At 66.6% G+C, this 20,839-nt stretch carries 20 protein-coding genes; 6 read left to right on the forward strand and 14 right to left on the reverse strand.

Annotated elements, in window-relative coordinates; all coding sequences use genetic code 11:
• Nucleotides 1-1,044: a type VI secretion protein IcmF/TssM N-terminal domain-containing protein gene (locus VSO01S_RS14110; protein ID WP_068643435.1), complete on the forward strand. Its 1,044-nt coding sequence runs from the start codon at nucleotides 1-3 to the stop codon at nucleotides 1,042-1,044.
• Nucleotides 1,045-1,151: 107 nt separating this feature from the next.
• Here the strand turns inward: VSO01S_RS14110 and tssJ are convergent, their stop codons facing one another.
• A complete protein-coding gene (gene tssJ / locus VSO01S_RS14115; protein WP_068643437.1) occupies nucleotides 1,152-1,664 on the reverse strand; it encodes a type VI secretion system lipoprotein TssJ in 513 nt (170 codons plus the stop codon).
• A gap of 72 nt (nucleotides 1,665-1,736) precedes the next feature.
• Here tssJ and tssA point away from each other — a divergent pair, with 72 nt between their 5' ends.
• From tssA to yiaA, 5 genes are all read left to right on the forward strand, one after another.
• On the forward strand, nucleotides 1,737-2,774 hold the full coding sequence (tssA, locus tag VSO01S_RS14120) for a type VI secretion system protein TssA (protein ID WP_068643439.1): 1,038 nt from the start codon (nucleotides 1,737-1,739) through the stop codon (nucleotides 2,772-2,774).
• Between the two features lie 36 nt (nucleotides 2,775-2,810).
• Nucleotides 2,811-3,320, forward strand: coding sequence for a type VI secretion system contractile sheath small subunit (gene tssB, locus VSO01S_RS14125; RefSeq protein ID WP_068643441.1), 510 nt, complete (start codon nucleotides 2,811-2,813; stop codon nucleotides 3,318-3,320).
• Between the two features lie 47 nt (nucleotides 3,321-3,367).
• Nucleotides 3,368-4,867 carry a type VI secretion system contractile sheath large subunit gene (tssC, locus tag VSO01S_RS14130; RefSeq protein WP_068643443.1) on the forward strand — a complete coding sequence of 500 codons (1,500 nt, stop codon included), beginning with the start codon at nucleotides 3,368-3,370 and terminating at the stop codon, nucleotides 4,865-4,867.
• A 144-nt stretch (nucleotides 4,868-5,011) separates the two neighbouring features.
• The gene (locus tag VSO01S_RS14135; RefSeq protein WP_068643463.1) at nucleotides 5,012-5,494 is read left to right on the forward strand and encodes an Hcp family type VI secretion system effector; all 483 of its coding nucleotides are present in this window, start codon (nucleotides 5,012-5,014) and stop codon (nucleotides 5,492-5,494) included.
• Nucleotides 5,495-5,671: 177 nt separating this feature from the next.
• Nucleotides 5,672-6,121 carry an inner membrane protein YiaA gene (gene yiaA, locus VSO01S_RS14140; protein WP_068643464.1) on the forward strand — a complete coding sequence of 150 codons (450 nt, stop codon included), beginning with the start codon at nucleotides 5,672-5,674 and terminating at the stop codon, nucleotides 6,119-6,121.
• 10 nt (nucleotides 6,122-6,131) lie between these two features.
• Here the strand turns inward: yiaA and VSO01S_RS14145 are convergent, their stop codons facing one another.
• The 13 genes from VSO01S_RS14145 to VSO01S_RS14205 all read right to left on the reverse strand — a co-directional run.
• On the reverse strand, nucleotides 6,132-6,902 hold the full coding sequence (locus VSO01S_RS14145; protein WP_068643444.1) for a PP2C family protein-serine/threonine phosphatase: 771 nt from the start codon (nucleotides 6,900-6,902) through the stop codon (nucleotides 6,132-6,134).
• Nucleotides 6,903-6,955: 53 nt separating this feature from the next.
• The gene (gene tagH / locus VSO01S_RS14150) at nucleotides 6,956-8,626 is read right to left on the reverse strand and encodes a type VI secretion system-associated FHA domain protein TagH (protein ID WP_068643445.1); all 1,671 of its coding nucleotides are present in this window, start codon (nucleotides 8,624-8,626) and stop codon (nucleotides 6,956-6,958) included.
• Between the two features lie 19 nt (nucleotides 8,627-8,645).
• On the reverse strand, nucleotides 8,646-8,819 hold the full coding sequence (locus VSO01S_RS27730) for a hypothetical protein (protein ID WP_169804099.1): 174 nt from the start codon (nucleotides 8,817-8,819) through the stop codon (nucleotides 8,646-8,648).
• A gap of 8 nt (nucleotides 8,820-8,827) precedes the next feature.
• A complete protein-coding gene (locus VSO01S_RS14155; protein ID WP_068643447.1) occupies nucleotides 8,828-10,099 on the reverse strand; it encodes a TIGR02270 family protein in 1,272 nt (423 codons plus the stop codon).
• 106 nt (nucleotides 10,100-10,205) lie between these two features.
• Nucleotides 10,206-11,141, reverse strand: a complete 936-nt coding sequence (locus VSO01S_RS14160) for a hypothetical protein (RefSeq protein ID WP_068643449.1) — start codon at nucleotides 11,139-11,141, stop codon at nucleotides 10,206-10,208.
• A gap of 24 nt (nucleotides 11,142-11,165) precedes the next feature.
• Nucleotides 11,166-12,272, reverse strand: coding sequence for a PAAR-like domain-containing protein (locus VSO01S_RS26745; RefSeq protein WP_084241870.1), 1,107 nt, complete (start codon nucleotides 12,270-12,272; stop codon nucleotides 11,166-11,168).
• Between the two features lie 5 nt (nucleotides 12,273-12,277).
• A complete protein-coding gene (locus VSO01S_RS14175; RefSeq protein WP_068643453.1) occupies nucleotides 12,278-13,306 on the reverse strand; it encodes a 3-oxoacyl-ACP synthase in 1,029 nt (342 codons plus the stop codon).
• Entirely contained in the window at nucleotides 13,303-14,412 is a 1,110-nt protein-coding gene (locus tag VSO01S_RS14180) for a DUF2169 family type VI secretion system accessory protein (protein WP_068643455.1), read from the reverse strand. Before VSO01S_RS14180 ends, VSO01S_RS14175 begins: the two co-directional genes overlap by 4 nt.
• Nucleotides 14,413-14,434: 22 nt before the next feature.
• Nucleotides 14,435-15,007: a DUF6484 domain-containing protein gene (locus VSO01S_RS14185; protein ID WP_218002349.1), complete on the reverse strand. Its 573-nt coding sequence runs from the start codon at nucleotides 15,005-15,007 to the stop codon at nucleotides 14,435-14,437.
• A 24-nt stretch (nucleotides 15,008-15,031) separates the two neighbouring features.
• A complete protein-coding gene (locus tag VSO01S_RS14190) occupies nucleotides 15,032-17,437 on the reverse strand; it encodes a type VI secretion system Vgr family protein (protein WP_068643457.1) in 2,406 nt (801 codons plus the stop codon).
• A 39-nt stretch (nucleotides 17,438-17,476) separates the two neighbouring features.
• Nucleotides 17,477-18,892 (reverse strand): tetratricopeptide repeat protein, encoded by a 1,416-nt coding sequence (locus tag VSO01S_RS14195; protein WP_068643468.1) that lies wholly within the window; start codon nucleotides 18,890-18,892, stop codon nucleotides 17,477-17,479.
• A 5-nt stretch (nucleotides 18,893-18,897) separates the two neighbouring features.
• On the reverse strand, nucleotides 18,898-19,641 hold the full coding sequence (locus VSO01S_RS14200; protein ID WP_068643459.1) for a hypothetical protein: 744 nt from the start codon (nucleotides 19,639-19,641) through the stop codon (nucleotides 18,898-18,900).
• Nucleotides 19,642-19,663: 22 nt separating this feature from the next.
• Nucleotides 19,664-20,839 (reverse strand): AAA family ATPase (locus VSO01S_RS14205; protein ID WP_153305268.1); only part of this gene is annotated, 1,176 nt, incomplete at its 5' end.

Consider the following 20,839-nt stretch of genomic DNA (forward strand, 5'->3'; position numbering starts at 1 on the left):
GTGAGTGACGCGCAGATCCTGATCGTGTGGCAAGTGACTGTCGGCAGCCTGCTGGCCCTGGCACTGCTGTGGTGGCTGGCGCGCGGTGCGCGGCACTGGGCCCGCCAGCGCAGCCTGCGCCAGGCATTCGCCCGAAGCGGTGGCACCGCCCATGCGGAGCTGGAACAGGTCTTTACGCAGGTGCGGCAGGCGCTGCAGCCCGGCGCCGCGCGCCTGCGCCCGCAGGCCCTGTACGACAGGCCCTGGATGCTGCTCCTGGGCGACGGCCGCAGTTGCATGCCCGAACTGATGGCCGCCGCCAGCCCGAACGCGGTGGCCTACGGCGACAGCCCCGGCAGCTTCTGGCGCTGGTGGCTGCTGCCGAAGCTGGTGGTCATCGAGATCGATCCGCGCCTTGTGGAAGCCGGCGACGACGACACACCTGCGGGCCGTCAGCTGTCATGCGCCTGGTACCAGGCCCTGCTGATGCTGGCGGAGCGGCGCAGCGCGCAGCCGCTGGATTCAGTGGCACTGTGCGTGGACGCGCAAGGCCTCATGGCAGGACCGCAGGCCGCGGCCGAGCTGGCGGCGCGCCTGCGCCGGCGTGCTGACGAGGCCTCGCAGCACCTGCGCCTTCGCCTGTCGACACAGGTCGTGATCACCGGCCTGGACCGCTTGCCGGGCTATGCCGACGTCTGCCGGGCGCTGCCGGCCGAGGTGCTGGCGCAGGCCGTGGGCTTCCGGGTGCCAGCCGGCACGCTGGTGGTGATCGACGAGGTGCTGGACGGACTGTCGCAACGCCTGCAGGCGCTGCGCATGGCCTTGCTGCGGCAGCAGCCGGACGCACAAGGCCGGCTGGCGGTGCACGAGTTCTTCAGCCAGTGGCTGGCGGTGCAGCCGGGGCTCGGCGCATTTCTCAAGCGCCTGTTCGCGCCCGGCAACCCGGCCTTCAGGCTGCGCGGACGCGCGCTCTACTTCGTGGCCACGCCCACCAGCCACGCGCACGCACCGGCGTTTGCAAGAGACCTCTTCACGCGCTTCTTTCCGCTCGAACGCATGTACTGACGGCCCCCCGGCTTTTCACTCCCTTCGGTCGTGTAACTCCACCCCCCGAGGGGGAGACCCCACCTGAGGACTGGCAAAGCCAGATCCTCGGTGCGGGACTGGCCGCGTCACTTGGCTTCGATGCGTACTTGGCGGGCGGCAAGGTTCACGGTGAAGGTGTTGGGCTTGCCGACTTCGAGGGGCTTGAGGTCGCGCCAGCGGGCGCGCTCGAGGTCGCGGTAGGCGGCCAGGACGGCGATGTTCTTCGCGTCGGGCTCGAGGGTGAATTCGAGCTTCTTCGTTTCGCCGGGCTTGAGCAGCAGCTCTTCGCGCTTGACCATCTCCGCGCCGAGCGTGGCCTGGTCCTTGTCGTAGAGCGAGAAGAAATCGGCACCTTCGAAGGGCCCCGGCGCCTTCAGCACATAGACGCGCACCGTGAGCGGCGAGGCGCGTCCGCGCGCATCGGGGTTGGCGTCGCTGCTGGCCACCAGATTGATCGAGACAGGCGTGACCACCGGCTTGGGCGGGGGCGCTGCGCAGGAGGCCGCGAGCATCGCCAGCCCCAGCAGGAGCGCGGCGCGGCGAGCCGGCCGGGAAGCGATGCGTACATAGGGCGAATGGCTTGTTCGGGTGTCTTGCATGCTATTGCCTTCGTTGCATTGACCGTGCTGGGGTGCATCTTTGATTATCCCTGGCGAACGCGAAGCGACAACATGCTCACACCCGAACTCGTCGATGCATTGCAGGCGCCCATCAGCGAGGCATCACCCACTGGCGACAACCTCGAGTACGACAGTGCCTTCACCGCGCTGGAAGCGGCCTCGCAAGGCAAGCCGGAGCAGCAGTTCGGCGACACGGTGATCCCGGCGGTCGAGCCCGACTGGCGCCAGGTGTCGGAGCAGGCGCAGGAGCTGCTGGGCCGCACCAAGGATGCACGCCCCGCCATCCTGCTCATGCGCGCGAGCACCCGCATGCAGGGCATCGAAGGCTTCAGCCGCGGCCTGGCGCTGCTCACCGGCCTGCTGCAGCGCTACTGGGACGATCTGCATCCAAAGCTCGACGCGGAGGACGACAACGACCCCACCATGCGCCTGAATGCGCTGGCGCCGCTCTCGGACGACAGCACGGTGCTGCGCGAACTCTATGAAGCGCGCGTGGGCACCGCCCGGGGCATCGGCCCGATCCGCGTGCGCGACATCGCCATTGCGCACGGCACGCTCAACGCGGTGGGTGGCGACGAGGGCTTCTCGCTGTCGCAGATCGACGGCGCGCTCGAATCCATTCATGGCGAATCGCCCGAAGTCATCGACATCCTGCTCGGCCTGGCGCCGCAGGTGACCGCCCTGCAGAACCTGCTGTCGGACCGCACCGGCCGCAGCGACGCGGTCGACCTCGCGCCGCTGCGCGGCATCTGCACGATGCTGGCCAAGGCCTGCAGCCACCTCGGCGGGAACGCCGCCGAAGCCGGCGAAGCCGAGGGCGATGAAGTGGCCGCATCCGAAGGCGGCAGCGCGGCCGCACCGGCCGCCGCACGCGGCGAGATCCGCAGCCGGCAGGACGCACTGCAGACGCTCGACCGCGTGATCCGCTACCTGGAGCAGGCCGAGCCGGGCAACCCGGCCCCGCTGCTCATCACGCGCGCCAAGAAGCTCATCGGCGTGAGCTTTCTGGAAATCATGGCCGACCTGGCGCCCAACGCGCTCGACACCATCGAGATGGTCACCGGCAAGCCGCCGAGCGACTCCGAGTAACACCCTCCGACCCCATTTCACCCGCAAGGAGCACACATGGCCACCAGCAGTCAGAAGTTCATCGCCCGCAACCGGGCACCCCGGGTTCAGATCGAGTACGACGTGGAGCTCTACGGGGCCGAGAAGAAGGTCCAGCTGCCGTTCGTGATGGGCGTGCTGGCCGACCTGTCGGGCAAGCCGGCCGATCCCGACAAGGTGCAGCCGGTGGCCGACCGGAAGTTCCTCGAATTCGACGTGGACAACTTCGACTCGCGCATGAAGGCCATGAAGCCGCATGCCGCCTTCGAAGTGCCCAACACGCTCACCGGCGAAGGCAACCTGAAGGTGGACCTGACCTTCGAGAACATGGACGACTTCTCGCCCGCCGCCGTGGCGCGCAAGGTCGAGGCACTGAACAAGCTGCTGGAGGCGCGCACCCAGCTGTCGAACCTGGTGACCTACATGGACGGCAAGGGCGGCGCGGAAGAACTGCTGGCCAAGGTGCTGGACAACCCCGAACTGCTCAACACGCTGGCAGCCAGCGCCAAGCCTGCCGACGCCGCGTGACGGCAACGGCCTGAACGCACACCGATCGAACACGAGGAGAACGAACCATGGCCGATGCAGCCACCAGCCAGGAAAGCGCACTGAAAGACGTTGCGTACGAAGGCAGCGACTTTTCATCGCTCTTGCAGAAGGAATTCAAGCCGCGCAGCGACGAGGCGCGCAGCGCCGTCGAGGCCGCCGTGCTCACGCTGGCCCAGCAGGCGCTGGCCAACACCAAGGTCATCGGCAAGGACGTGACCAAGTCGATCCAGGCCATGATCGCCGCCATCGACGCCAAGCTCACCGAGCAGATCAACCTCATCATCCACCATGAGGACTACCAGAAGCTCGAGAGCGCCTGGCGCGGCCTGCACTACATGGTGAACAACACCGAGACGGACGAGAACCTGAAGATCCGGGTGATGGACATCAGCAAGAAGGACCTGCACAAGCAGCTGCGCAAGTTCAAGGGCACCGCGTGGGACCAGAGCCCGATGTTCAAGAAGATCTACGAGCAGGAATACGGCCAGTTCGGCGGCGAGCCCTTCGGCGCCATCGTGGGCGACTACCACTTCGACCAAAGCCCGCCCGACGTGGAGCTGCTGTCCGAGATGGCCAAGATCGCGGCCTCCGCACACGCGCCCTTCATCACCGGCGCCAGCCCCAACCTGATGCAGATGGAAAGCTGGCAGGAGCTTGCCAACCCGCGCGACCTGACCAAGATCTTCTCCACGCCCGAGTACGCCGCATGGCGCAGCTTGCGCGAGTCGGACGACTCCAAGTACATCGGCCTGTGCATGCCGCGCTTTCTGGCACGCACGCCCTACGGCGCCAAGACCAACCCGATCGACGACTTCGACTTCGAGGAAGACACCGCCGGCGCCGACCACAGCCGCTACGCCTGGGCCAACGCGGCCTACGCGATGGCCACCAACATCAACCGCTCGTACAAGATGTACGGCTGGGGCTCGCGCATCCGCGGCATCGAGTCGGGCGGCGCGGTGGAGAACCTGCCGCTGCACACCTTCCCGAGCGACGATGGCGGCGTGGACCAGAAGTGCCCCACCGAGATCGCCATCAGCGACCGGCGCGAGGCGGAGCTGTCGAAGGCGGGCTTGCTCTCGCTCATCCACCGCAAGAACTCGGACTTTGCCGCCTTCATCGGCGCGCAGTCGCTCAACAAGCCGGCCGAGTACGACGACCCCGACGCCACTGCCAACGCCAACCTGGCGGCGCGCCTGCCCTACCTGTTCGCCTGCAACCGCTTCGCGCACTACCTCAAGTGCATCGTGCGGGACAAGGTGGGCAGCTTCAAGGAGCGCGCGGACATGGAGCGCTGGCTCAACAAGTGGATCATGAACTACGTGGACGGCGACCCCGCCAACTCGTCGGAAGAGACCAAGGCGCGCCGCCCGCTCGCCGCCGCCGAGGTGGTGGTGGAAGAGGTCGAGGGCAACCCCGGCTACTACACCTCCAAGTTCTTTCTGCGCCCGCACTACCAGCTCGAAGGGCTGACGGTGTCGCTGCGCCTGGTGTCCAAGCTGCCGTCCGCCAAGGGCGGCAAGTAACGGATCACTTTTTTCGGCCGATGCCTTTTGATTCGGCCGCTTCGATTTCGTTTTCCAGTTAGCTCCCAGGATCGCAACTCGAATACACCATCGGTCCGGGCAGCCCCTTCGTTTTCAACCACACATCCGGGAAAGGTGAGCATCATGGCCGTAGACATGTTCATAAAGATCGCCGACATCGAGGGCGAATCGAGCGACGCCAAGCACAAGAAGGAAATCGACGTGCTGGCCTGGAGCTGGGGCCTGAGCCAGTCGGGCACGGCGCACATGGGCGGCGGCGCGGGCGCCGGCAAGGTGAACGTGCAGGACCTGTCGTTCACCAAGTACATCGACTCGGCCTCGCATGCCCTGATCCTGCATTGCAGCAACGGCAAGCACATCAAGGAGGCGACGCTGGTGGTGCGCAAGGCCGGCGAGAGCCCGCTGGAATACATCAAGATCACGCTGAGCGACCTGATCGTCTCGTCCATCAGCACCGGCGGCAGCGGCGGGGAGGACCGGCTGACCGAGAACGTGACGCTGAACTTCGCCAAGTTCAAGTACGAATACACGCCGCAGAAGAAGGACGGCACCGGCGAGGCCGCCAAGACGGCCGGCTGGGACATCGCCGCCAACGAGAAGGTCTGACGGACGGCGCGGGCTGGCTGGCAGGAGTAGCCTGGCACGCCCCCCGCAGTACCTTTTTGCCGGCCCTCGGGCAATTCGAGGGCCGGCCTCATCTCTTCCCCATCAGACTGTGCCTGCGCGTGGACGCCCTGGCGGCGTTCAGTGCGACAACAACCGATGAACCTGGAGAAGAGAAACATGCAGACCCCCACCATTCAACGCCCCCAACGCCCCACCGGCGCCTTCGTCGGCGCCAGTTGGGCCGCGCTCTTCGTGGGCGCCGCGGCCTTCCTGGCAGGCCTGTGGAACGCGCAGACGATGCAGCTCAACGAGAAGGGCTACTACTTCATCGTGCTCATGTACGGGCTGTTCTCGGCGGTTTCGCTGCAGAAGACGGTGCGCGACCGGCTGGAGGGCATCCGGGTCACCGGCATCTACTACGGCCTGTGCTGGCTGTCGCTGATGCTGTCCGTCCTGCTGCTGGCCATCGGCCTGTGGAACGCCACCCTGGGCAGCAGCGAAAAGGGCTTCTACGCAATGGCGTTCCTGCTCGCGCTGTTTGCCGCGGTGGCGGTGCAGAAGAACGTGCGCGACGTGGCGCTGCTCAAGCCGGCGGAGGACGAGGCGGACGCCGCCGAGGCCTCATGAAGCCGCTGCACTAGAGCATCAGCCGTGTGGTTTCGTCGTCCTCGTGCACCCACAGCGCGAGGGCGGTGTAGTTGTCATGGCCGGGCTTGGCCCTGGCCTTGACCTGCGCATCCAGCTTCTCGACCCACTGGCTGGCGTCCCGCGACTGGCGCAGGGTGTCCAGCAGGCAGGTGTCGCCCAGCGGCTCCCACAGGCCGTCGGTGCACAGCAGCAGCACGTCGCCCACCTGCAGCGCGATGCGCTCGGACACCGCGATCTCCGGCGCGGGGTCCACCGACCCCAGCGCGGACAGCAGCATGTTGCGCTGCGGATGCAACCGCGCGCCCTCCTCGTCGAGCATGCCGCCCGCGACCATCTGCTGCACCAGGCTGTGGTCCGTGGTCCGGCGCGCGACGGCGCCGCCCCGAAGAAGGTAGGCCCGGCTGTCGCCGCAGTGCGCGAACGTGAGCTGCTGCGCCTGCAGGTCGACGGCGGCCAGCACCACGGTGGAGCGCATCGCGGCCAGCTTGCCGCCTTCGGCCTGGCGGGCCACCACGTCGAGATTGGCGCGCTCCAGCAGCTGGCGCAGCGCACCCGCGTCGATGCCGGGCTGGGCGGCAAAGCCATCGAGCACGCTGCGGCGAACCACAGCGGAGGCCACGTCGCCGCCGCCATGGCCGCCCGCACCGTCGGCCACCACGCACAGCACATGGCGCTCGTCGTTCCAGTGGCCGAAGGCGTCCTCGTTGTAGTCGCGGCCGCCCTGCTTGGACAGGGTCACGATCTCGATTTCGAAGTCCAAGGTGACCTCCGCGCGTTGTTGTTCTTCTTGTCGCTGTTTTTCTGCGCAGCCGGCTAGCGGCCGCCGCCCGACTTGAGCCTGGCCATCTGTTCTTCGTAGGCCTTGACGAAGGCCTTGCCGAACAGGCTGTGGAAGTCGTCTTCGGCTTCCGCGGCAATGTTGCCGTAGAGCGCCACGAACTGGTCCCACAGCTTGGCCTTGCGGTTGGCGGCAAAGAGCGAATCGAGCGCGCTCTTGGCGGCGATCTTTTTTTCCAGCTCGTCGGGCGTGAAGCGCTGCAGCACATGGGTGAGCGCGGCGCGCATGCCGACCATCACGCCGAACTCGTGCGCGCGCAGGTCGTTGTAGGCATCGCGCATGGCTTCTTCAGGGCCCATGAAGCCGCGCATGCCGGGGCCCAGCAAGTGGGCCAATGCCACCTCGACCGTGGGCGAGAACTTCAGCGGGTTGTTGGCGCTGGCCGCAATCATGGTGACTTCGGCGTGCACGCCCTTCTTCACTTCCTGGCGCGCGAGCAGGAGTTGCAGCGTGCCTTCGGTGGCGCTGCGCAGCAACACGCCGATGCGCTCCATCAGCTCGGGGGTGAGCGTGGTGGGAGCCTGGTGGGTGCTGTCGAGACCGCGCAGGAAGGCGGCGAGGAGTTCAGAGTCGCTGGCGCGTTGGCTGCTCGTTGTTGCGGCGGAGGGCCGAGGTGCGGGCGCCGACATCACGGGTGATGGGGCAGGAGCTGCGGGCGGCTCTTGCGGCTGCGGTGATGGAGATGGCGACAGGTTGCGCACGGCCGGCGCCGGCGGCGGTGGCGGCAACAGGTCGCCGAACGGGTCGTCGTCCGAAGCCGACGGCGCCGCAGCACCCGGCACCACGCCCTTGGGCGGCGCGAAGCCGATGCGGTCGATGGCCAGGTGATCGCTCCTGGGCGCAGGGGCGCCTTTCGGCGGGCCGGCCTGCAGCGCCGCGAACGGATCTGCGTCGGATGCCGTGTTCGGCTGCAGCAGCGGATCGGCCAGCGGCGACAAGGCCAGCGGATCCGCGCCCGGGGTCTTGCTCGGCGCACCGAACAGATGGTCGATGCCGGCCGCAGCATCGGGCGCCCGCAGGCCAAGGTCGGAGAAGTCCTCGATGGCACCGGGCTTCGGCGCGGCGGTGCCGGTGCCGAGCAGGTCGGCAAAGGGATCGTCGTCCGAGGCGGGCGCCGGCGCGGCGCGCGGCGCGCCCATGGCCATCGGGTCAGGGAAGAGCAGCGGGTCGGTGGAGGGCGGCGGACCGGCCGGCGCCCGCGGAGGTGCCGACGCTGATGCTGATGCCGGCGGCGAGCCGATGCCCGACAGCAGGTCGGCGAATGGATCGTCGGCGGTGGGCTGGCTGGTCGTGCTTGCAAACGGCGCGGCCGATGCGGGCGCCGGAACCGTCTGCGAATCGGGCGCACCACGTACGGTGAGCTCGAAGCAGCCGACCATCAGCCGGTCGCCATCGCTCAGCTGCGCCTCGTTCCCGCTGCCCAGCGGCCGGCCGTTGTGCTGCAGCGGGTTGCTGCCGCGGTCGGTGATGAAGTAGCGCCCGCCCCGGCATTCCACCGTGGCGTGGGTGCGCGACACGGTACGGTCGTCCAGCACCAGCGTGTTGGTGTTGGAGCGGCCGATGGTGCCGCCCGCGGGGCCGAACTGCGCGGAGCGCGGCTGGCCGCCGGTTGCGGCCTGGCCGCCTACGACCACCAGGTTGATCACGGTTGATGCCTCCTGCGATTCATCGTTGCGCCTGCGTCCACCAGAGCCAGCCGGACACGGTTGCGAAGATCAGCGCGACCAGCAGCCAGGTGCGGCTCGATGGCGCGAGTTTGAAACCATCGCGCGTTAGGCGCCAGAGGGCAGCTGCGAGAAACACGGCGGCCAGCGCTGCGAGGATGTATTGGGCGGCCATGGGTTCGATCAAGCCTCCACGGCAGTGGCGGTGATACCAAGCCAGCGCTGCTGCCGCCAGGCAGGGGCAGCAGTGTTGAACAGCGGCGTGCCGGGCTGAAGCAGGCAGCGCCATTCGGCCGCGGCAATGCGTTGACGCTGGTAGCCTTCTTTCAGGACTGCCAGGCAATGGGCGAACGACGGCGGTTCACCCATGAAGTAGCGGCTTCCAGCAACGAAACGGTGGCGGGTGGTTTGCCACCAGGCGGCAATTTTCTCGAGGTCGGGCCACGGCAGGCCGTGGTCCTCATCCATCGCAACAGAGTCATCCTCCGGATCGTCGCTGGCCCCTGCTTCCGGTGACTCCGCCAGCGCCCGCTCGAAGTTCTGCCGGGCCACATCCACGCCAGTGATCAAGCTGAACGCTTCGCCGGCAATGCGCGCAAGCTTGGGGTCTTGCATCTGCTGGATGAGCCAGGGGATGTAGTGCAGATCGCCGCAGGCGCCAATGCCACGAATCAGCAAGCGTGCGTCGGCGGGGTTCTGCGACAAGGTCTTGAGTACTGCGTGAACCTCGGTCGATTCCAGCAACTTGAGCACCAAGCTCAGGGCGTGCCGACGATGGCGACCGGAGACCAGCGCCATGGTGCGCAGCGCAGCCACCGCTTCCCGCCGATCGCCGAGCAGGACCGCGGCGCGCGCCGCTTCGAAAACGCAATCAGCGTCCGCATCGGCCATCGCATTGATGCAATCGGGCAGCAAGTCGACTCGACCCAGACTGGCGACGACGCGCCAGGCTCGAGCGCGAAGCGCCGCGTCGGCGTCCTTCAAGGCGATGGTCAACGAAGCGGCGGGGTCCGCCCCGTGCAGGGCGCAGGCTGCAAGGCCGACCCGGCGGCGAAACGCATCGGGTGCTTCAAGCAGGGCCCTGGTAATGCCGCGAAGGCTGGACGCAGAGACCCATCCGAAGGCCGAGACGAGGCCCGCCTGGCTATCGGGCAGCGCCTGGGCCAGTGCAAGCGAGTTTTCGAGGCCGGCCACATTGCGCCCTTCGATTGCTCGAACCGTCGCCGCAAACATCTCGCCTGGGGCCGGAGTCTCGAGCGCATCGGCCACGAGCTTCGAGCCGTATTCGCCGGCGACATCCAGACCGTCGAGGTGTGCGGCAAGACGGTCGTCGAGGCGGCGCAGTTGGTTCAGCTTGACGTGGGGGGCACGAACAAGAAAGGAGCGGGTGTTCCGAAGCGCGATCGCCTCTTGCACGTGCTGCTGGACAACGACAGGAACGAGATCGCGCTTCATGCAATGTCAGGCAGCCCGCTCGCAGTCGATCTCACCTCCAGCCACATCTCGCGGTCGAGAGGCCTCGCGGGTCTGCCTGATCCTGGTCTCGTCGGCATGGGCAGCGTCAACCCAAGACACTGCGCCACACGTACCCATCCATGCTCTGCCAAACCTCCTGGCCGGCCACTGCCAGCAGGGTGGACTCGCCGCAGACCAGGCGAGCTGCCGGCACGACCGTGTCGACGCCAAAATCCACCAGTTCGAGCGTGTCGCCGATCAATCGACGCACAGAATGACCGTCGGCAAGGTACAACGCATCGCCGAACCAGGCAATTGCGCAGAAATCCAACTCTTCAGGGCCCTGGTAGTCAACAACACGCCAAGTCGACCCGGCACCGGAAAGTAGCGTTCCGGCCAGCCCGCAGGCGTGCAATTGCCCGTCTCCGCCCAAACACACATCCTTCAACATCACGTTCGTCGGGCTGTCGCATGCTCGCCAGCGGTCGTCGGTTCGGACCCAGATTTCGCCGCGCATGCCGACGGCGGTGAGCACCCCGCCAGCATCGAGCGCCACAGCATTGAGGCCGCCCAGACGCTTCTTGCGCGATGGCCTATCGTCTTCATCTTCATCTTCGGACTCAAAGCCTTCCATCCGCCGCACCCATCGGTCCTCAGGCTCGAGCTCGAATACTTCGCGCTTCATGCCAAAAGCGAAGACACGGTCGCCAAGTCGCGTCAGCCCGCGGAACGGCCCGAGCGTGTCTTCGCCAGGGTCGACGTGCGACATGCCCCGGGCCAAGCGGCCGACTTCACCGTCGCGCCCCAGCACCACCCAGTCTTCGGCACCGCCAAGGCCGGCATTTGCCACCCCCACCCCCTGCCAGGGCCAACTGCCCAACAAAACCCAATTGCCTCCGGTCCAGCGGATCAACTGGCTGACAGGCTTGTCGGCGTCCAGCGACGCTTCGCTGTGCGCCAGGAACACCAGATCGTCGTATCCCAGAACGATGGCATCGACCATGACGCTGTCGGAGACGTTGAATGCAGGCTGCAAATTCATGAGCTTCCCCTTGCTATGTGGGTGTCAGTCGTCCTCAGACGCCCCGACACGCTTGGTTCGCACCAAGCTACCGTCACGCACGCCGACGTCCTTTTGCCTATGGTAGGCATTGAGCTGAGCTTCAAGGCACTTCTCGCTACAACCGGACTTTGGAAAGCACTCCTGGTGCGCGTCCACCGCTGTATCACGGGCCTCTTCGTAGTTCATCGCGTAGTCGGCATCGCGGCTACCCACGTCCTTGCCCTTTGCGATCTTCTTCTCCAGGCTGCTGATGGCGTCGCGCTCCGCGGCATCCTGAATATCGTGCATGTCGGCATGCGTCTTGTCACACTTGTTGAAATGCTGATCACCGGGCGCGTTTCTGTGCCACGAGTGGCCTTCGGCACACACACAGGGCGCTTCGCCCGCGTCGTAACCAGGGTAGTCGCTTTTCGGGAAGTGATGCTTAGGCACCAAGTGATGAGCCGTTTGTCCCGGGCAGCAGCCTCCCTTTTTATTGTTCTGCCGAGAGTAAGGAACCAGCATGCAGCGCTTGGCCTTCACACATGGATCGTTCTTGTACCCCGCGTTCTTTGTCGAATTGGCATAGATAGGAGGGCAATCCACGTCCGCGTGGTCATTCGTCTCGCAGTTCTTGCAGCGCTTCTTGACCTCCGCCATCTCATCACCGCAAGCCTGCTCCGCTTGGGGTGCCGTCATCTCGTCCAAATAAGGCCAAGTTGGGCTGTTTCCAGGCACCGACCCATGGTTGTGCGTCGTGATATCCATCATCCGCACAACGTTCTCACCCTCGATCTTCACGTCCATCGACCAGGCGTTGAAATACACCTTGCCCATGTTCTTGCTGGTGACCACGCCCTTCTTCGGCGCGCTGCCTGCCTCGTCCCCGGTGCTTTTCGAGAAGTAGCTCTTGTTCTTGAGCATCACCTCCTTGCCGGAGATCTGCACCGAGGTGGAGCCCGAGGTGCTGTCGGATGCCATGCCAGTGTTGGGGTACGGGACGGGCACCCCCGGGGGCGTTGCCGGTGTGAGCGGCGGCGTGAAGCAGACATCGGGAAACGCGCAGATTGACTTGCCGGCCGCCGCCTTGCACGACACCTCCATGTTGTTGGCGTAGACCTGGTTGGACATGGCTGTCAGGCGCCTCGATAGTGCAGCGTCATCGCCGCGCGCTGCCCGCCGTCGTTGGCCATGTGCGCCAGGATGGCCGGACCGTTGGCGTACTGCTTGCGGCAAGCCATGTCCGCGACCGCGATCACGCTGGCACCAGCCAGCGCGCCGGCCTCGCCGGTGCATTCAGCCGGATGCCAGATGTCGAATGCCGTCTTGCGCTGGCGCAGCGTTCGGCTGAGCGCCAGAGCTGCTTCCTTGAAGTAGTACTGCTCGCCCGAGACATCGGTGATGCGAAACGACATGTCGTGCATCTGCAGGCCGGCGTCCGCCAGCGCGGACTTGATGGCCGCGCTCAAACCCTCGGCGCGCAAGGGCTCTTCCGAGTCGATGTGCGCAGTCTCCTTGCCGAAGCCGATGCCGCCGACGAGCAGCGCCTGCGCATCTTCATCCGCCGGTCCGACCAGCAGCGCACCCGCACCTTCACCTGGCATGAAGCCGTTGGAGTTGACCTCGGTCAACAGCCGCGACTGCCGATCGTAGTGGCTCAGAGTGGGCCAGTTCAGCAGGCTGTCGGAGGCAGCAATCAGCACCCGGCCAATGCCCGGGCGCGTCAGCAGATGCCGCGCCTGCGCCAAGGCCAGGGCCACGCTGACGCGTCCCTGAGGCACGATGGCGGAATCGGCATGAAAGTGCACGCCGAGTTCGCTTTCGATCATGCCGAACAGTTGATCGTCCAGGTTCTGCAGTCGCCCCGGCCGGTCGCGCTCTGCCACGCACAGCAGCAGTGGAAGGTGGGGCCATTCGGTGCGCGGCACCTCCGCCAAAGCTTCGTCGATGGCGAGCGCGGCCATGCGGGCCAGCTTTGCAATGCCGCGCCAGGGCTGCTCCAGCGGGACCTGGTGCGCCATGATCCATTGGCCCGTCGAGTCGATGAAGCGTGTCTCGCTCGGGTTGGTGATCTTTGCGCGCATGGCCGCGCATGCGGCTGGCGCGCTCAAGCCCACGGAGGTCACCAGGCCTGTCTTGCGGATGGCCAGGGACATGCCGCTCATGACCGAGCCTCCATCGGCACCATGACCACTGGAATGGGAAACGCCACCTGCTCCCGCTGCTGCCACCAGTCCCGCCCCTTTTTGCCCACCAGCACCTGCGCAATCTCGAACATGTTCTTCCTCAAGGGCCGCGCCACGCGCCAGGTGAGCGTGAAGCGATTCGCATCCGGTTCGATCACCACCGTATCCAGCTGCGCCGTGTAGTCCTCGCGCTCGCCCTTCTTCGGAAACACATGCACCGGCGCCACCAGGTGCGGAATGGTGAAGCGCGTCAGGCCCTGCGGCGTCAGGTTGGCGAGCGCCACATCGACCGGGCCGCGGGCGAAGGTCTGCAGCGGCAACTGCTGGTCGGCCGGCGCCGCCTGGTAGTACCGCTCGTCGAAATCAGGCGGCAGAAAAGGGAAGTGGTCGGCCAGCCAGGCGTCGTCGTAAGTGCCGGCAAAACACGAACGAGTCGACCAGCCGCGGCCCACCGGCCCGAAAGCCATGGGCCGGTAGTTGCCGCCGGGATCGCGCACTGCCTGGCCCACTTCTTCCGTCGCCGGCAGCGGCGCGCCCTCCACCCACTCGGCGCGCAGGTGCTTGTGAAAGCCTCGCCCCACCGGATTGGGCATGAACGCCGCATGCTGGCCCGGGTCCTCGTGGCGCAGGTCGGTGCCGCCGAAGGCGACGTCGTAGGAGATGGGCTGGCGCACGAAAGCCAGCGGCGGCGCGGCGCTCACACCGCCGATGCCCGATTCCCAATGGCGCTCGCCGACCACCGCAAACACCTTCTGCCAGTCGCCGATGCGGATGCCGACCTCGCAGCGTCCCACGGGCCGGCCCTGCGGCGCGTGGGCGCAGCCCAGCAAGAGGATGTCGCACGCGTGTTTGCGCGGCGCGAAGTCGACTTCGTACGCCGGGGCCGACAAGCCCGGCTCGCCGGTGAAGGTGTCGGCCATGACCAGCGGAAGCTGCTGCTCGGCCAGCGCGAAGTGGCCGGGCGGCTCGTCCGGCTCGGGCATGCGGAAAGTGCCCTTGATCACCACCACCAGCAGCTCGCGCCCGCTGGGCTCCAGGCCCATGGTGTAGCCGGTGGTCATGCGGGTGGCGTTGATCAACTCCATGGCTTGGCCGTTTCTCCCGGCCTCAGTTGAGCTGCACCGAGCCGCCCTTGACGCGGTTCACGCCCGTGGAACGGCTGGAAACGTAGCTGCCCTGGATCAGCACCTTGCCGGCCTTGGTGAGCGTGATGCTGGCCTTGCCGCAGCGAAGCACCAATTCCTGTTTGGCGCTGAGCACCATGCGCTCGCCGTCGGCATCCACTTCCACCTGCGCCGGCGCCTCGGCCAGCGGCCAGCCGGCGCCGGGCTCGCGCAGCACGCCGGTCACCAGCGGCTTGTTTGCATCGCCGTCCTCGAAGACCAGCGTCACGCGCTTGCCGATGTGCGCGCCGTGCAGGTCCACCGTGCTGCGCGCCCGCAGCGCCGCGCTGCCGGCCTGTCCGGGGTAGCGCACCAGCGCGGTGTAGGCGCCGTCCGTCAATGCCAGCAGTTCGCCGATCACGACCGCCGGCAGCGGCGATGTCGAACGTTGCCGCACCGGTGCGGCCAGCAATGCCTGCCAGGCCGGATCGGGCTCGTCGCCGCTGCTGCGCAACTCCTGCTCCAGCAAGGCTGCGTCTTCGTTCCAGTGCATCTCGATGTCCTCGCGTCTGCTCATGGCCTCGTTCCCCGTTTGGCTTCTTCAGTTCTGCAGGATCTTGGAGCCCTTCATCACGATGTCGCTGCTCGCCTTGACGTTGATCTTCCCGGAGCCCTCGACCGTGATGTCCTTGCCCTTGATGACGATGGTCCCGTCCTTCTTCATCGTGATGCTGGCGCTGCCGGTGACGATGGAGATGGAGTCGCCTGCGCTGATGCTCAGGTTCTTGGCCACCGTCAGGCCGTCGTCCTTGCCCACGCTGGTCGTGCGGCCGCCGCCCACATTGCGCGATTCGTCGGCGCCCACATCGGTCGACAGATTGGCGCCCACCGACAAGGAGCAATTCGCGCCCACGTTCGTCGTCTGGTTGGCCCCCACCGTGATCGCCTGCGCGGCGCCCACCGTCACCTCCTGCGCCGCCCCCACGGTGATGGTCTCGTTCACCCCCACCGTATGCGTACGCTGCAGCGCCACCGTCGCCGTCTCGCTGGCGCCAACGGTGATGGTCCGGTTCGAGCCGATGCTGATCGTCTCGTTGCTGCCGACCGTCTCGGTGCGGTCCACGCCGATCGTGATCGTCTCGTTGCTCCCCACCATCTCCGTACGGTTCGAGCCGATGGTGATGTTCTCATTGCTCCCCACCTTCTCCGTGCGGTCCACGCCGATGGTGATGGTCTCGTTGTTCCCCACCGTCTCGGTCCGGTCGTGCTTGACCTCGGTGGTCTCGTCGTGGTCGATGTTCTTCTTGCGGTCGTGCCCCACCCAATGCGTCTCGTCGTTCTCGACCTCGATGTCCTGGTTCTTCTCGGCATGCAGGTAGACCTGCTCGCTGCCTTTCTTGTCGTCGAAGCGGAACTCGTTGCAATTGGCGGCGCTGCCCTTGGGCGTGGAGCGGGTGCGGAAGCCGCTTTGCGTGTGGCTGTCGAAGGGCTTGGGCTGGTCGTCGTTGTAGACGCGGCCGATGATGATGGGCCGGTCGGGGTCGCCATTGAGAAAGTCGACGATCACCTCCTGCCCGATGCGCGGAATGAAGTAGCCGCCCCAGCCCTTGCCGGCCCAGGGCTGCGAGACGCGCACCCAGCAGGTGGACTTTTCGTTGCTCTCGTCATACCGGTCCCAGTGGAAGTGCACTTTCACCCGGCCGAAGTCGTCGGCATGGATCTCGTCGCCCTCGGGGCCCACCACGATGGCGCTTTGCGGCCCCGGCATGGTGGTGCGCGGCGTCAGGCGCGGCGGGCGGAACGGCGTGTCGGCCGACAGCAGCGTGAGCAAGAAGGTGCCGCTGCCGCGCATGGGCGCGATCAGGTCCGGCGTGCCGTACAGGATGTCGCGCATCGCATCCGGCCAGTCGGCGTTGATGGGGTCGTCCTCCAGCATCTCCTGCAGCACGCGGCCGTTGCGCTGCACATTGCCGGCGTTCGCATCCAGCCCTTCGTAGCCCGGATGCGTCAGGATGAAGGCGCAGCCCGCCACCAGGTAGTCGGCATCCTTCTCGCCCATCGGGTGGCCGTGGAAGGTGAAGGTGCGGCCCACCGCGGCGTCGGGCCAGCGGGTGATCGCCCAGTTCACGCGGCGGCGCGCGGCCAGCTCTTCCATGCGCATCTTGGCGGCGTCGTCCGTGTCGTCGGCGCGCAGGTAGCCGCCAGGAAACTCGAAGGACTCCAGGTCGGCCAGCTCGTGCGTGTCGGGGTCGCCCTTGTCGGCCACCAGCTTCTTCTTCACCGCCTTGAAGTCGCTGTCGCGCGAGGCGTACTTGCCGGTGTTCAGGCGCCGCGAGTCGATCCACCAGCTGATCTCGTTGAACCTGGCCTCGGTTGCGCCGAAGGGGATGTAGTTCATCGTGCCTTCCACCGGCAGCTTCTTGTGCGCCACGTCGCTGGCGTCGGCCATGTACATGGTGCCGGGCGCCTCATGGGCGTCGAACCAGTAGTAGATGCCCTCGTCCTCCAGCAGGCGCGAGAGGTAGTTGTAGTCGCTCTCCTGGTGCTGCACCGAATAGCGGCGCGGCTCATGGGTGCCGATGACCTTGTCGGCCTTGGTCTTCTTGAAGCGCTTGATGGGGCTGTCTTCCACCACGGCGTCGAAGATGGCGAGCACCTTCTTGTCCTGCAGGATGCGTGAGTTGATGCGCTTGGTGAGCAGCCAGAACCACGAGCGCAGGCTGATGCGGTACTCGAAGAACCGCCCCACATGCCCGCGGCGCATGAAGCGCACAGCATGGCCCTGGCAATGGCGCTCGTGCTTGGCCTGGCCCTCGTCCTGGAACTCCACCACCACGTCGAAGGCATAGCCCAGGATGTCCTTGGCGTCGATCTTCTCGTTGGTCGACAGCACGCTCAGTTCGTAGTGCGCGGGGCGCGACAGCGACTCCTGGCCCACGATGCTCCAGAACATCAGGTCCTTGGCCGCAGGCGATTCGCTCTTGATGATGAACTGGTGGTCTGCCATGCGAGTGTTCTTTGTGGTCCGTGCGCCGCTTCGCTACCGTCAAGACGAATGAAGGCCGCCACCTTCGCAGTCGCCTTCATTGCCACTGCGGCAGGCCGCCACCAGGAAGCCGTCCACCGGCTTGCCACCCTCAGTGCGCAGGTGCGCCGCCTCCATGTTGCGCACGGCCAGGCCGGCCTCGGCCAGCACCCGTCGCAAGTAGGGCTCGCCATGGCTGTAGCGGCCGTGCGGGTTCAGGTGGAAGTCGCCAGCCGCGCCTTCCGGCAGCCCCTCGACGGTGAACACCAGCCAGCCCCCCGGTGCCATCGCGCGGGCCGAAGCGCGCATGACCGCCGCCAGGTCGCCGAAGTAGCACAGCGTGTCGGCCGACACGATGAGGCCGTAGCGTCCGGCCGGCTCGGCTTCGAGAAAGGCGGTGAGCTCCGCCTTGGCCAGGTGGTCGTACACCTGGCGCGGCTCGGCCTTGGCCAGCATGCCGGCCGACAGGTCCACGCCGACCAGCTTGCGCGCATAGGGCTTGAGCAGCGGCCCGCACAGGCCCGTGCCGCAGCCGGCGTCGAGCACTGCGCGGTCGGCGCACGGCGGGCCGAGCAGCTGCGCCACCAGCTGCGCGACGAGTTCGGGCGCCCGGTAGTGCAGGTTCGCCAGCTTGGCGTCGAAGCTGTTGGCAAAGCCGTCGAACACCTTCTCCACATAGTCGTCGGGCGCGCGGCCCGGCACGTCGCGGCCCGAGCAGGCAGCCAGGTGGTGGCGCGCCTCAGGGCTGTCCGGCTCGTCGCGCAGCCAGTCGGCGTACACCTTGGCGGCCTCCTCGAAGCGGCCCAGCGTGTAGTAGGCCATGCCCAGGGCCTGGCGCGCGCGCACGTTGGCGGGCTTCAGGGCCAGCGCCTCGCAATAGCTGAGCATGGCCGCTTCACTTCGGCCGGTGGCGTGCAGCAGGTTGCCCAGGTTGGTGTGGGCGTCGACGGATGCCGGGTCGATGGCGATGGCGCGCCGGTAGGCCGCCTCCGATTCCGCAAAGCGCTTCTGCTCGCGCCGCAGCACACCCAGGTTGTTCTGGATGTCGGCGCGGCCGGGCGCCAGGCGGGCCGCTTCCTCGTAGGCCGATGCGGCTTCGTCCACGCGGCCCGATTCGAGCAGGACGTTGCCCAGGTTGTTGTGCCAGTCGGGCACCGTCGGATCGAGCGCGACGGATCGGCGAATGAACTGCATTGCCTGCGTCGTGTCCCCGCGCTGGTTCAACAGCACGCCCAGGAAGTGCGTGGCGTTGGCATTGCCGGCGGGCCGCTCCAGCAGGCCGCGGTAGATGCGCTCGGCGGCATCCCAACGCCCTTCGCGGTGCCAGGCCATGGCCAGGTGCAGGGCCTGCTCGTCGTCGAGCTGCACCTCGGCCGGCGCGCGCCGCGGCGGGATCGGGCCTCTGCCATGCCTGGCCAGGTTGGGGCGCTCGGGCATGCCGATCACTTGATGTCCGCCAGTGCCGCGCGCAGCGCGCCGATGCTGCCGGTCCTCACGTAGGAGTTGTTGGCCACCGACAGCATGTGGTTGCGCGAGCAGTTCTCGAACAGCACGGTGCCCTTGGGCGGCGCACCCACCGGGGGCGGCCCGGCGCTGACGCCGAACTTGTGAGTGATCAGGTAGTCGGTGTTGTTCAGTTGGTTGTGGGCGTTCACGTAGCCGTTGTGGATGCCTACGGGCGGCATCTGCTCCTCCAGCTTGCGGCACATCGCCCACATGAACTTATCTTCCTTGCCGGGCGTGCCCACGTAGGCCCAGGTCTGGCTGGCCGGCTGCCACTTCAGGATGGAGTTCTCGCAGCTCACGCCCATCCCGCTCACCGCCACCGGCAGCGCCTTGAAAACGATGCCCGCATGCTTCTTCTTGAGCTTGGCCACCACCTTCATGGTGTACGAATCGGTGTAGGTGCCCTGCCGGTGGCGCAGGTTGCACGAGATCATCTCGACCGTATTGACGTTCTTGTTCTTCTTCTTCCAGGCCGACACCGTCTCCAGAAACTGGTCCTCGTCCAACCCGCAGAAGTGGCGGGCGTCGCCATGCCCCCAGAAGACCAGCGTGTCCAGCCCCGCAATCACGATGGGTGCGGTCCCTCCCGAAATGTTGATGGCCTGCGCGACGTAGGTCTGAGCCAGCAGTTCGGCCCGGTTCTTGTGGTCGTTCTCGGCCCAAAGCACGACGATCGCCATGTGCGTTTCTCCGGTGGATTGTTCAGTCGAATGCGTAACTGAAGTTGCCGTCCGCCACGCCCACCTTCACGCCGCTGATGGGTTGGCCTTCCATCATCCGATTCAAGAACTCGCGGCTGATGTCCGGCAGCATGGTGTTGGTGAGGATGGCGTCGATCATCCGGCCGCCAGATTCGCTCTCGGTGCAGCGGCTCACCACCAGCTTGACCACGTCGTCCCCGTACTCGAAGGGGATCTGGTAGCGCGACTCCACCCGCCTCTTGATGCGGCCCAGCTGCAGCTTCACGATCTGGCCCAGCATGGCGTCGGACAGCGGGTAGTAGGGAATGGTCACCAGCCGGCCCAGCAGCGCCGGCGGAAAGATCTTGAGCAGCGGCTCGCGCAGCGCCTTGGCCATGCCCTCGGGCTCGGGCGTGAGCTCCGGGTCCTTGCACATGCTGGCGATCAGGTCGGTGCCGGCATTGGTGGTGAGCAATATCAGCGTGTTCTTGAAGTCGATGCTGCGCCCCTCGCCGTCTTCCATGAAGCCCTTGTCGAACACCTGGAAGAACAGCTCGTGCACGTCGGGGTGCGCCTTCTCCACTTCGTCGAGCAGCACCACGCTGTAGGGCCGGCGGCGCACCGCCTCGGTCAGCACGCCGCCTTCGCCATAACCCACGTAGCCGGGCGGCGCGCCCTTGAGCGAGGAGACGGTGTGCGCCTCCTGGTACTCGCTCATGTTGATCACGATCATGTTCTGCTCGCCGCCGTACAGCGCCTCGGCCAGCGCGATGGCGGTCTCGGTCTTGCCCACGCCCGAGGTGCCGGCCAGCATGAACACGCCGATGGGCTTTTGCGGGTTGTCCAGGCCCGCGCGCGAGGTCTGGATGCGCTTGGCGATCATCTCCATCGCATGGTCCTGGCCGATCACGCGCTGGGCCAGCAGCCTGGGCAGGTTCAGCACCGTCTCGATCTCGTTGCGCTGCATGCGGCCCACGGGGATGCCGGTCCAGTCGGCCACGACCGACGAGACGGCTTGCGCGTCTACGGACGGCAGGATGAGAGGGGACTCGCCTTGCACCGCATTGATCTTCTGCTGCAGCTCGTGCAGTTCCTTGAGCATGGCGTCGCGCTCTTCGCTCCCTCCCCCGCTGGGGGAGGGTTGGGGTGGGGGCACGCGCGCCGCATCCACATCCGCTGTGGAGGCCACGGGCGCTGT

The organism is Variovorax soli NBRC 106424 (genome assembly GCF_001591385.1).
GTDB classification, from domain to species: Bacteria; Pseudomonadota; Gammaproteobacteria; order Burkholderiales; family Burkholderiaceae_C; genus Variovorax; species Variovorax soli.

What these genes read in the sequence shown, in the direction of transcription:
- VSO01S_RS14190 (WP_068643457.1), bottom strand. Translation starts at nt 17,437, where the DNA reads ATGGCAGACCACCAGTTCATCATCAAGAGCGAATCGCCTGCGGCCAAG.
- VSO01S_RS14155 (WP_068643447.1), bottom strand. Translation starts at nt 10,099, where the DNA reads ATGAAGCGCGATCTCGTTCCTGTCGTTGTCCAGCAGCACGTGCAAGAG.
- VSO01S_RS26745 (WP_084241870.1), bottom strand. Translation starts at nt 12,272, where the DNA reads ATGTCCAACCAGGTCTACGCCAACAACATGGAGGTGTCGTGCAAGGCG.
- VSO01S_RS14135 (WP_068643463.1), top strand. Translation starts at nt 5,012, where the DNA reads ATGGCCGTAGACATGTTCATAAAGATCGCCGACATCGAGGGCGAATCG.
- VSO01S_RS14185 (WP_218002349.1), bottom strand. Translation starts at nt 15,007, where the DNA reads ATGAGCAGACGCGAGGACATCGAGATGCACTGGAACGAAGACGCAGCC.
- VSO01S_RS14175 (WP_068643453.1), bottom strand. Translation starts at nt 13,306, where the DNA reads ATGAGCGGCATGTCCCTGGCCATCCGCAAGACAGGCCTGGTGACCTCC.
- tssA (WP_068643439.1), top strand. Translation starts at nt 1,737, where the DNA reads ATGCTCACACCCGAACTCGTCGATGCATTGCAGGCGCCCATCAGCGAG.
- tssB (WP_068643441.1), top strand. Translation starts at nt 2,811, where the DNA reads ATGGCCACCAGCAGTCAGAAGTTCATCGCCCGCAACCGGGCACCCCGG.
- tssC (WP_068643443.1), top strand. Translation starts at nt 3,368, where the DNA reads ATGGCCGATGCAGCCACCAGCCAGGAAAGCGCACTGAAAGACGTTGCG.
- tssJ (WP_068643437.1), bottom strand. Translation starts at nt 1,664, where the DNA reads ATGCAAGACACCCGAACAAGCCATTCGCCCTATGTACGCATCGCTTCC.
- VSO01S_RS27730 (WP_169804099.1), bottom strand. Translation starts at nt 8,819, where the DNA reads ATGGCCGCCCAATACATCCTCGCAGCGCTGGCCGCCGTGTTTCTCGCA.
- VSO01S_RS14200 (WP_068643459.1), bottom strand. Translation starts at nt 19,641, where the DNA reads ATGGCGATCGTCGTGCTTTGGGCCGAGAACGACCACAAGAACCGGGCC.
- VSO01S_RS14160 (WP_068643449.1), bottom strand. Translation starts at nt 11,141, where the DNA reads ATGAATTTGCAGCCTGCATTCAACGTCTCCGACAGCGTCATGGTCGAT.
- yiaA (WP_068643464.1), top strand. Translation starts at nt 5,672, where the DNA reads ATGCAGACCCCCACCATTCAACGCCCCCAACGCCCCACCGGCGCCTTC.
- VSO01S_RS14180 (WP_068643455.1), bottom strand. Translation starts at nt 14,412, where the DNA reads ATGGAGTTGATCAACGCCACCCGCATGACCACCGGCTACACCATGGGC.
- VSO01S_RS14195 (WP_068643468.1), bottom strand. Translation starts at nt 18,892, where the DNA reads ATGCCCGAGCGCCCCAACCTGGCCAGGCATGGCAGAGGCCCGATCCCG.